Here is an 8,225-nt window from a genome sequence, read left to right as displayed (position 1 = left end):
GCGCGCTGTAGCGCATGCGGCTGTGTGGGCTCAGGCCGCCGCCAGCGCCCTGCTGCTGGACGACGCCTTCATCTCCTTGCGCAACGCCACCGCATCGCGCGACTGGGTGGGTGCCGACGCGTCGATGCGGAACACCTGCACCGTCTCGGTCATGGTCTGCGCCTGGCCATTGAGCTGCATGGCCGATGCGGCGTTCTCTTCCACCAGCGCGGCGTTCTGCTGCGTGATGGTATCGAGCTGCGCCACGGCAGAGTTGACCTGCGAGATGCCGCTGAGCTGYTCGTTGGAAGCACTGTGAATCTCGCCAATCAGTGTGTTGACCCGGYGCACCAGCTCCAGCGACTCGGTCATGGTTTTCTGCGTAGCGTCGGTTTTTTCATGGCCCTCGGTCACCTTGGTGGCCGAGTCGTCGATGAGCTGGCGGATCTCCTTGGCGGCCGAGAGCGTGCGGTGCGACAGGCTGCGCACCTCGGAGGCCACCACCGCAAAGCCCCGCCCCWGGTCCCCGGCGCGCGCAGCCTCCACTGCGGCGTTGAGGGCCAGGATGTTGGTCTGGAAGGCAATGGAGTCGATCAGCTGGGTGATCTCGCTGATGCGGCCGGATGCCGCCTGGATCTGCTTCATAGTGCTGGCCACACCGTCCACAGCGGCACTGCTGCGCTCGGTGACCTGGGTGGCCTGGGTCGCCAGCACCGTGGCCTGGCGCGCGGATTCGGCGGTTTGCTTGACGGTGCCGGTGATTTCTTCCATCGACGCGGCTGTCTGCTGCAGGTTGCTGGCCTGCGCCTCGGTGCGCGACGACAGGTCCTGGTTGCCCTGGGCAATCTCCCGGGTGGAGACCTGCATGTGCTCGCTCTCCTGCCGGGCGTCCCGCACGATGGATAGCAGGTTCACGTTGAGCTGCGCCAGCGCCTTTTGCAGCTGGCCCACCGTGTCGCTGCGCGACGCCGATATCTTCTGGGTAAGGTCGCCCGCGGCCATGCGGTTGGCCCACAGCAGCATCTGCGACAACGGCGCCACCGTGACCTGGTACAGGTAGACCGCCATGCCCAGCGCCAGCACCACCACCCCCAGCCACGCGGCCCCTGATGCCAGCGACAGCTTGTGCCCGCCCAGCAAGGCGGCGCACCACGAGGCCACCACCAGCAGCAAGGTACACACCATCATCTTGCCCATGGGCCCCAGCGCCAAAGCCCGGGCCACACGGCCCCACAGGGTGTCTTTGACCAGTTGCCCGGCCGAGAGCCGGTGCACCAGCGTGCCCGCCTGCTTTTCGGCCTGCATCTGCCTGTACAGCGACTCGGCCGCCTGGATCTGTTCGCGCGTGGCTTCGGTGCGCACCGACATGTAACCCGTGGGCTGGTCGCCCTGCATGAGCGGAGTGACGTTGGCCATCACCCAGTAAAACGTGCCGTCCTTGCGCCGGTTCTTGACCGGGGCCGACCAGGGGATGCCTTTGGCGATGGTCTCCCACATGTCGCGGTAGGCCTCCTCGGGCATGTCGGGGTGTCGCACGATGTTGTGGGGCTGGCCCAGCAACTCTTCCTTTTCGTAGCCGCTGACCTCGATGAACATCGGGTTGCAGTACAGGATGCGGCCCTTGAGGTCCGTGGTGGACACCAGAGTCTGGCCCTTGGGAAACGCATATTCGTGCTGGCTGACCGGCAGATTGACGCGCATGGGAACCCCATTTCGTAGACGCCTTGTCGCTCCCTGACCGGGCAACACGGCAGTGGAAAAGCCGAACACATCCTATGACGAAGGCCATGGATTTGAAACAGAAAAATGGCATCTCCATCGCGAACTCACCAACTCAGTGCGCAACACCAACACTGTGCGTCGCACTCCGCTGCAATGCACCAAAGTGAGCATTTGGCAGAAAATGTGCTTCATTTTTGATAGCTTAAAGCACCTAATTTACAAGCGCCTCCTGGCAATTTCATCAAAATTCCTCCCCCATATCGGCACTGGCATAGCCATTGCTTGCCGTAAGGCGCGGCCAACGCTGGCCGCGTGTCAGCCCGGTGCAATGGCGGATTGGGCGAACAGGACGTTGGCGTCTTCATGGAGTGCGTTGGGGCTGGTCAGCCTGCGCGCTCCGTGTGGACGCCTTTTTGTTTTCTGGCCGGGCGAAGGGGTCACCCCCTCAGCCCTTTGCACTCACACCCATGCATTACTTCAGAGAGTTCCTCAAATCCGGCCACGCGCCCACGCTGTGGGCGTCGTTTCTGTACTTCGGCTTTTCCTGCGCGGTGTGGGTCATCAACGGTGCGATGGCGCCGTTCATCCGCGAGAGCTTCCAGCTCTCACCCACCCAGATGGGCATGATGCTGTCCATCCCCATTTTTGCGGGAGCGCTGATGCGGTTTCCGCTGGGCATCCTGGCGCAGTACATCGGCCGCAAGCGCGCCACGCTGGTCGAGATGGCCGGCATCTTTTTGGCCATGGGCTATGGCTACTTGTTCGTGCACACCTTCAACGACCTGCTGGCGCTCGGCATCCTGCTGGGCGTGGCGGGGGCGAGCTTTGGCGTGGCGCTGTCGCTGGGCTCGGGCTCGTTTCCACCGCGCTACAAGGGCCTGGCCATGGGCATCGTGGGCGCAGGCAATGTGGGCACTGCCGTGGCAGCGCTGCTGGCGCCTGCCCTGGCGCAGAAGTTTGGCTGGCAGGCGGTGTATGGCTTTGCCGCCGTGAGCGTGGCCGTGCCCGCCGTGGTGATGGCGGTGTATGCGAAGGAACCGCCAGACCTCGCGCCCCACGCCACGTTTCGCGAACACATTGCCTGTCTCTTTGAAAAAGATGGCTGGGYGTTCAGCCTGATCTACGSCGTGACCTTYGGCGGCTTCATCGGKCTSACSRCCTTCCTGCCCWSCTACTWCTACGACCAGTTYGGCGTGAGCAAGGTGCAGGCAGGGCAACTGACCATGCTGGCCGCCTTTCTGGGTGCGGCACTGCGGGTGATGGGCGGCTGGCTGTCCGACCATTGGGGCGGCGTCAACACGCTCACGGGTGTGCTGGCCATCACCGCCGTGAGCATGGTGCTGTGCGGCCTGGCCGAGAACTCGCTGCCGGTGACGATGCTGCTGTTCCTGGTGTGTTTTGCGGCACTGGGCGCGGGCAACGGCGCGCTGTTCCAGCTGGTGCCGCTGCGCTGGCCSMYGWCCACSGCSGTSGCCGGCTCGATGATYGGCGAGATCGGCGCGCTGGGYGGCGGCCTCATCCCCAACGGCATGGGCTTTTCGCGCCAGTACACCGGCACCTACCTGTGGGGCTTTGTGGGCATTGCGGTGTGCGCCGCTGCCATGCTGGTGCTGTTGCGGGTCATGCAGATCCGCTGGACCCGTACGTGGGCGGAAAAGGGCGGTCGGGCACGCAGTGCCTGAGCTGGCGTAGCCAGCCAATGCGCAGCATTGCCCGCGCTTTCGCCAGAAGGGTGGCCGTGCGCGTAGCGCATGACCGGCGTTGAGCAAGTAAGCGCGACAGCGCTTGCCACACTTTCGCCAGAAGGGTGGCCGCGCCCGGGGCGCGTGAACGTCCGTAGTCAGTCAACGCGCCGACCACCCCACATTTCAAGCCCAATCCCCACCAAGCGCATTTCTCATATGCGTCGATAGCTATATTTTCAATAGCAAATCCATCGATCTCATCGCGGCAAAAACAGCAGCCAATACACCAGCAACAGGTTCACCAGCACACTCACCGCCAGCGCGATCTTCCACAGCGCCGTGGCATCGCGCTGCATCAGCGGCTGCGGGCCAGGGGCGGACAAGGGGCGCGAAGCACCCCGCTCCAGGGCCAGCAGCAGTTCCTCGGCGGTTTCAAAGCGTTGTGTGCGCTGGCGGGCCACGGCCTTCAACGCGATCTGGTCGAGCCAGATGGGCACGCTGGGGTTGTGGCGGCTGGGGGCCAGCGGGTCGCGGTGGTAGCGGCCCAGCTGGTACTGCACCACCTCGCCATAGGGCAGGCGCCCATGGCTCAGCAGCTGGTACAGCGTGACGCCCAGGGCGAACAGGTCGCTGCCCGCATCGGGCAACTGGCCGGCAGGGTCCCCGTTCTTTTCATAGCCCGGCCACTGCTCGGGGTTCATGTAGCTGGGGGTGCCTGCGTGCAGGCGGCGCGTGGCCTCGGGCTCGCGGCCCGACAGGGCCACGCCCAGGTCCAGCACCCGCAGCACACCGTCATCGCCCAGGTGCAGGTTGTCGGGTTTGATGTCGCGGTGCACCACCCCTTGCCGATGCAGCCAGCCCAGCACCTGCGCCGCCTGCATCACCACCGACACGGCCTGCGGCACGCCCAGGTGCTGGCGGCCGCGCAGGCGCTGGCCCAGGGTCTGGCCCGCATGCCAGTCATAGAGCAGATAAAACGCACTGGCGCCGGGGCTTGCACCGCCCTGCTCTGGCGGCCAGGTGTTCAGGCGCGCAAGGTGCACCGCCGCATGGCCGGACTGCATGCGCCGGGCCACCCAGGCCTCATGCGCCAAAGTGGCGCGCTCCTGCGCATCGTGCGCGCGGGCGGGCACCAGCGTCTTGAGCGCATACAGCCGCTGTGTGGCCGGGTCGCGCACCTGGTAGATGCGGTGCACCCCGCTGTCGGCCACCAGCGCGGTCACCACCAGGCCATCCACCGGCTCGCCCACCTTGAGCAACGGCAACACTGGCAAGTGCTGCGCCCGGCGGGACTCATCCTGCAAGGTGGCTTCCAGCGCCCCCTGCACCCGCACCACCAGCGCGGTCACGTTGTCGGTGCTGCCCCGGCGCAAGGCTGCGCGCGTGATCTCCTCGCTCAGCGCCTGGGCGCTGGCGGCACTGGCGGTGTTGGCATCCTGCGGCTGCAGCAGCAACTGGCGCAGTTCACGCTCGGGCAGGCTGCCGTGCACGCCATCGGACAGCAGCACCAGCAAGTCGCCGCTGTGCAGTTCGCCCTGGCTGTAATCCACCACCACATGGTCGTCCAGGCCCATGGCGCGGGTGAGCTGGTGCGCCAGGTCACGCTGCGCCATCACATGGTCGGTCGTCAGCAGTTGCAGCCGGCCGCCCCGCAGCAGATAGGCGCGCGTATCGCCCACATGGGCCAGCGTGTACGACTGGCCGCGCAGCACCACGGCGGTGAGCGTGGTCAGGCCCACGGCGGGCTGGCGGCGCCGGTTCATCGACGCCAGCCAGCCGTTGTGCGCGCTCAGGATGCGGTCCAGCGCCACGGTGGTGTCCCAGGTGTCGGGCGTGGCGAAGTAGTCGTTCACCAGGGTGTTCACCGTGGTCTGTGCGGCTTCGCGGCCCTTGCCTCCGGTGCTTACACCATCGGCAATGGCAGCGATGGCGCCGCGTTCGCGGTCGCGCCCCTGCCCCTGCACCAGGGCCGCAAAGTCTTCATTGACTTCGTTGCGCCCGGCCTGCGAGGTGTGGCCGATGTCCAGTTCAAAACTCATGCACCACCTCCATGCAGGTTCCATGCCCAAGGTGGTGCATGCACGCACCGCGCCGCGCAGCCGAGCCACCCGTCAACACCCAAAACTCCGCCCTCTGCAGGGCGGACAACACCGGATCACCCCACATCAGTGCACAAACTCTGGCACGGGCATTGCTTACCCGAAGCAACGGCCCAGCTGGGCCACGCAATTCAGCGGTGCAACGGCGCACCAAGGGGTTGTATGGACGAAGGCGTCCCCACATGCGGTTTCGATGGAATGTCGGAGCTGCATCGTGTGGACGCCTTTTTTGTTTTTTGCATCGCCCAGGCGATGGAACCGACGGAGTCACGATGAAAAAGCTCAAACTGGTGATGGTGGGGAACGGCATGGCCGGTGTGCGCACGCTGGAAGAGCTGCTCAAGATTGCCCCCGATCTGTATGACATCACGGTCTTCGGGGCCGAGCCGCACCCCAACTACAACCGCATTCTGCTGTCGCCGGTGCTGGCTGGCGAGCAGACCATCGACGAGATCATCCTCAACGACTGGCAGTGGTACGCCGACAACCACATCACGCTGCACACCGGTTTCACCGTGACCGATGTGGACCGCGTGCGCCGCGTGGTGAGCGCAAGCAGCAAGGACGGCGATGTGATCACCGCCGAGTACGACCGCCTCMTCATGKSCACSGGCTCCAACCCCTTCATSCTSCCSGTGCCCGGCAAGGACCTGAAAGGCGTSMTSGCCTACCGCGACATCGCCGACACACAGGCCATGATCGACGCAGCCGCCACGTACAAGCACGCGGTGGTCATCGGCGGCGGCCTGCTSGGCCTGGAAGCSGCCAAYGGCCTSATGMWGCGCGGCATGRMCGTSASCGTGGTGCACGTSATGCCCTCGCTGATGGAGCGCCAGCTCGATGACGTGGCGGGCAAGATGCTGCAGAAGTCACTGGAAGACCGTGGCATGCGCTTTTTGATGGGTGCGCAGACCCAGGAGCTGGTGGGCAATGCCGAAGGCCGGGTGGCCAGCGTCAAGTTCAAGGACGGCACCGAGGTGCCAGCCGACCTGGTGGTGATGGCCGTGGGCATCCGCCCCAACACGCAGCTCGCCGAAAAGATGCGCCTGCACGTGAACCGCGGCATTGTCGTGAGCGACACGCTGCAGACCACCACCGACGCCCGTATCTATGCCGTGGGCGAATGCGCGGCACACCGGGGCATTGCCTATGGCCTGGTGGCCCCACTGTTCGAGCAGGGCAAAGTGCTGGCCAACCACCTGGCAGAGTTCGGCATCGGCCGCTACCAGGGCTCGCTCACCTCCACCAAGCTCAAGGTCACGGGCATCGACCTGTTCAGCGCGGGCGACTTCCAGGGTGGCGACAACACCGAAGAGATCGTGATGAGCGACCCCTTTGGCGGCGTGTACAAGAAGCTGGTCATCAAGGACGACAAGCTGGTGGGCGCCTGCCTCTATGGCGATACGGTGGACGGCAGCTGGTACTTCAAGCTGCTGCGCGATGGCCGCAGCGTGACCGACATTCGCGACAAGCTGATGTTTGGCGAATCGCACCTGGGCGACACCGGCCACCAGGGCCAGAGCAAGGCCGCCGCCATGCAGGACAGCGACGAGGTCTGCGGCTGCAACGGCGTGACCAAAGGCGCCATCTGCAAGGCCATCAAGGACAAGGGCCTGTTCACGCTCGACGAAGTGCGCAAGCACACCAAGGCCAGCGCATCGTGCGGATCGTGCACGGGCCTGGTCGAGCAAATCATCATGTTCACTGCCGGTGGCGACTACAGCGCCACGCCAAAGACCAAGGCCATGTGCGGCTGCACCGACCACGGCCACCAGGCGGTGCGCGACGCGATCCGTGCCAACAAGCTGCTGAGCATTGGCGATGTGTTCAAGTTCATGGAGTGGAAGACGCCCAACGGCTGCGCATCCTGCCGCCCCGCCGTCAACTACTACCTCATCAGCACCTGGCCCAAGGACGCGAAGGACGACCCGCAAAGCCGCGCCATCAACGAGCGCAGCCACGCCAACATCCAGAAAGACGGCACCTACAGCGTCATCCCCCGTATGTGGGGCGGCGAAACCACGGCCGACGAGCTGCGCCGCATTGCGGATGCGGCCGACAAATACAACATCCCCACCATCAAGGTCACGGGGGGCCAGCGCATCGATTTGCTGGGCGTGAAGAAGGAAGACCTGGTCAACGTGTGGAAGGACATCGGCATGCCCAGCGGCCACGCCTATGCCAAAGCGCTGCGCACCGTGAAGACCTGCGTGGGCAGCGAGTGGTGCCGCATGGGCACGCAGGACAGCACGCAGATGGGCAAGGACCTGGAGCGCGCCATGTGGCGCATGTACGCCCCGCACAAGGTGAAGTTTGCGGTGAGTGGCTGCCCGCGCAACTGCGCAGAAGCCGGCATCAAGGACGTAGGCATCATCGGCGTGGACAGCGGCTGGGAGATGTACGTGGCCGGCAACGGCGGCATCAAGACCGAGGTAGCGCACTTCTTCACCAAGCTGAAAACCGCCGAGGAAGTGCTGGAGTACACCGGCGCGTTCTGCGAGCTGTACCGCCAGGAAGGCTGGTACCTGGAGCGCACCGTGCACTACGTGAGCCGCGTGGGCCTGGACTATGTGAAAAAGCGCATTCTGGAAGACCACGAAGGCCGCAAGGCGCTGTGGGAGCRGCTGCAGTTCGCGCTGGAYGGSGAGCCCGAYCCSTGGTTCGAGTTTGACAAGGCAGCCGTGGACACGCGCCAGTTTGCCCCGCTGACCGCTGCCTGAAGCACCCGGAGCCCCACACC

Annotated in this window: 4 protein-coding genes; 2 read left to right on the top strand and 2 right to left on the bottom strand. The window is 65.2% G+C overall.

The genetic code is table 11. The annotated features are described in order from the left end of the window. Positions 1-30 precede the first annotated feature (30 nt). The gene (locus AC04MI_RS12800; protein ID WP_476497920.1) at positions 31-1,680 is read right to left on the bottom strand and encodes a methyl-accepting chemotaxis protein; all 1,650 of its coding nucleotides are present in this window, start codon (positions 1,678-1,680) and stop codon (positions 31-33) included. A gap of 488 nt (positions 1,681-2,168) precedes the next feature. Between AC04MI_RS12800 and AC04MI_RS12795 the strand changes: the two genes are divergently transcribed. Then, positions 2,169-3,383, top strand: coding sequence for an MFS transporter (locus AC04MI_RS12795; protein ID WP_476497919.1), 1,215 nt, complete (start codon positions 2,169-2,171; stop codon positions 3,381-3,383). 260 nt (positions 3,384-3,643) lie between these two features. Here AC04MI_RS12795 and AC04MI_RS12790 read toward each other — a convergent pair whose 3' ends face one another. Beyond that, complete coding sequence (locus AC04MI_RS12790) at positions 3,644-5,425, bottom strand: bifunctional protein-serine/threonine kinase/phosphatase (RefSeq protein WP_436077850.1); 1,782 nt, start codon at positions 5,423-5,425, stop codon at positions 3,644-3,646. A gap of 332 nt (positions 5,426-5,757) precedes the next feature. On the opposite strand from AC04MI_RS12790, the gene nirB reads away from it, so the two are divergent. Further along, positions 5,758-8,205, top strand: a complete 2,448-nt coding sequence (gene nirB / locus AC04MI_RS12785; RefSeq protein ID WP_476497918.1) for a nitrite reductase large subunit NirB — start codon at positions 5,758-5,760, stop codon at positions 8,203-8,205. Positions 8,206-8,225: the final 20 nt, after the last annotated feature.

The sequence above is a fragment of the Acidovorax sp. LjRoot204 genome, assembly GCF_056175785.1.
This window is presented reverse-complemented; position numbering and strand designations above follow the sequence as displayed.